This is a genomic window from Adlercreutzia murintestinalis (assembly GCF_943192905.1).
GTDB lineage: Bacteria > Actinomycetota > Coriobacteriia > Coriobacteriales > Eggerthellaceae > Adlercreutzia_A > Adlercreutzia_A murintestinalis.
In genome coordinates this window covers 1-3214 of sequence record NZ_CALPCC010000040.1, presented here as the reverse complement: position 1 = coordinate 3214, position 3214 = coordinate 1, and the positions used below count along the sequence as shown (strand labels likewise).

Annotated in this window: 2 rRNA genes; both read right to left on the bottom strand. The window is 59.3% G+C overall.

From position 1 onward, the window contains the following. Window positions 1–14: 14 nt before the first annotated feature. Window positions 15–129 (bottom strand): 5S ribosomal RNA (gene rrf, locus NFR19_RS08745). Window positions 130–277: 148 nt separating this feature from the next. Further along, a 23S ribosomal RNA gene (locus NFR19_RS08740) occupies window positions 278–3214 on the bottom strand; the annotation flags it as partial.

Here is a 3214-nt window from a genome sequence, read left to right as displayed (position 1 = left end):
AAAAGCACCCTGCGCGAGCGGAACGTCCTGCTCTCCCGCGGCCTGACGCCGCAGTACCATCGGCGATGCGGGGCTTAACTTCCGAGTTCGGAATGGGATCGGGTGATCCCCCGCTCCATGGTTCCGCTCGCGCAGGGTGCTCGTCGTGTTCGAGGGTAGCACCCTGGCGTCTGCATGCGCGCGACACGAATCCGTCTGACCGAAGGTCGGACACAACACAGAAGAAACCTTTCTCGAACATGATCGCCTCTTTGCTAACGAGACGTGTCAAGTCGTGGAAGTGAAGAGCTCGGGCTATTAGTAATGCTCGCCTGAACCGGTCACCCGGCTTACAGCTACATCCTATCAACCAGGTGGTCTACCTGGGCCCTTACCAAACAGGGGACTAATCTTGGGGACGGCTTCCCGCTTAGATGCTTTCAGCGGTTATCCGCTCCGCACGTAGCTAGGCGGCCATGCCGTTGGTCGACAACCGCGCCACCAGAGGTGCGTCCACCCCGGTCCTCTCGTACTAGGGGCAGCTCCCCTCAATCCCCTTACGCCTGCGGAGGATAGGGACCGAACTGTCTCACGACGTTCTGAACCCAGCTCGCGTACCGCTTTAAATGGCGAACAGCCATACCCTTGGGACCGGCTCCAGCCCCAGGATGCGATGAGCCGACATCGAGGTGCCAAACCTTGCCGTCGATGTGGACTCTTGGGCAAGATCAGCCTGTTATCCCCGGAGTACCTTTTATCCGTTGAGCGACGGCCCTCCCACATGGGGCCGCCGGATCACTAGAGCCTGCTTTCGCACCTGCTCGACGAGTCTGTCTCGCAGTCAAGCCCGCTTGCGCTCTTGCGCTCTCAGGCACGGTTGCCGACCGTCCCGAGCGGACCTTACGCGCGCCTCCGTTACATTTTAGGAGGCGACCGCCCCAGTCAAACTACCCACCTGGCACGGTCCGTGTGCCGGTTCACGGCCACACGTTAGGCAGCCAGCACAGCGAGGGCAGTATTCCAAGGGTGGCTCCAGCAAGGCTTGCGCCCTACCTTCATAGCCTCCTGCCTATCCTCTACACGCTGTACCAGATGCCAATGCCAAGCTGCAGTAAAGGTTCACGGGGTCTTTCCGTCCTTCCGCAGGTAGCTCGCATCTTCACGAACAATGCAATTTCACCGGGTCCATGGTCGAGACAGCGCCCAAGTCGTTGCGCCGTTCGTGCAGGTCGGAACTTACCCGACAAGGAATTTCGCTACCTTAGGACCGTTATAGTTACGGCCGCCGTTTACTGGGGCTTAGATTCGCCGCTTCGCATTGCTGCTAACGGCTCCTCGTGACCTTCCAGCACCGGGCAGGCGTCAGACCCTATGCTTCGTCTTACGACTTTCCGCAGAGTCCTGTGTTTTTGGTAAACAGTCGCTTGGGCCTCTTCACTGCGGCCGGCCACCGCTATTGCGGCAAGCGCCTTCACAGCAGCCGGCGCCCCTTCTCCCGAAGTTACGGGGCTATTTTGCCGAGTTCCTTGACCATGGTTCTCCCGATCGCCTCGGTATGCTCTACCCGCCCACCTGTGTCGGTTTTGGTACGGGCGCTGATCAGTCTCCCTAGGGGTTTTTCTAGGAAGCATGGGATGACCGGCTTCGCGCGTATGCGCTTCGTCTCACGTCTCAGGGAATGCGTGTGCTGTGGTTTTCATCAGCACACCCCCTACACGCTTTCACAGGGACGTCCAGAACCCCGCCCGGCTGCCCTCCTCCGTCGCCTCATCGGTGATAACGTCTGATCAGCGGTACGGGAATATCAACCCGTTGTGCATCGACTACGGCTTTCGCCCTCGCCTTAGCTCCCGACTGACCCTGGGGGGATTAGCCTTCCCCAGGAAACCTTAGGCTTACGGCGGTGAGGTTTCTCGCCTCACTCTCGCTACTCATGCCAGCATTCTCACTCCCGCGCGCTCCACGGCAAGTCGCCTTACCGCTTCGCCGCAGCGCGGGAAGCTCCCCTACCGCTGGTAACTAAAAGTTACCAACCCGCCGCTTCGGTGACATGCTTGAGCCCCGTGAATTGTCGGCGCATGTCCACTCGACCAGTGAGCTGTTACGCACTCTTTAAATGCATGGCTGCTTCTAAGCCAACATCCTGGTTGTCTGGGCAGACGCACATCCTTTGCCACTTAGCATGTACTTAGGGACCTTAGCGGGCGGTCTGGGCTGTTTCCCTCTCGGGCACGCGGCTTATCCCACGTGACCTGACTCCTGATCTCTTGTCCTTAGGCATTCGGAGTTCGGTTCTCATCGGCAGGCGGTGAGGCCCCCTCAAAGATCCGGTGGCTCTACCACCTAAGGAGAACGATCAGGGCTAGCCCTAAAGCTATTTCGGGGAGAACGAGATATCTCCGGGTTTGATTGGCCTTTCACCCCTATCCTGAGGTCATCCCCTCGGTTTTCAACCCAAGTGGGTTCGGGCCTCCACGGGGTCTTACCCCCGCTTCGCCCTGCCCCAGGATAGCTCACCCGGCTTCGCGCCTCACCGCATATGACTGATACGCCATCTTAAAGGCTCGCTTTCGCTTCGGCTCGCTTCATAGCTTAACCTTGCCATATACGGTGGCTCGCTGGCTCATTCTACAAAAGGCACGCCGTCACACCGCAAGTGTGCTCCGGCTGCTCGTGGGCGCGCGGTTTCAGGTGCTGTTTCACTCCCCTCCCGGGGTGCTTTTCACCTTTCCCTCACGGTACTGGTCCACTATCGGTCACAGGTCAGTATTCAGCCTTGGAGGGTGGTCCCCCCAGCTTCGGGCCGAGTTTCACGTGCTCGGACCTACTCGGGAACAAAGACTGCGGCCGAGCCATCTTTCGCATACGGGGCTCTCACCCTGTTTCGCCGGCCTTTCCATGCCGTTTTGCTAGATGCTCGCTTTGTACACCGCAACCAGAGAAGCGAGTCTCTGGAATGCTTTGCCCCACAACCCCCGGACGGCAACGCCTCGCCGCTTATACACGCGCCCGGGTTTGGGCTTGATGCGCGTTCGCTCGCCGCTACTAGCGCAATCTCGGTTGATTTCTCTTCCTCCGCCTACTTAGATGTTTCAGTTCGGCGGGTAGTCCTCTTACACCCTATGTGTTCAGGTGCAGATAGCAGGGCATGACCCCTGCTGGGTTCCCCCATTCGGAGACCTCTGAGTGATAGCGGGTGTGTGCCCCTCCTCAGAGCTTATCGCAGCTTGCCGCG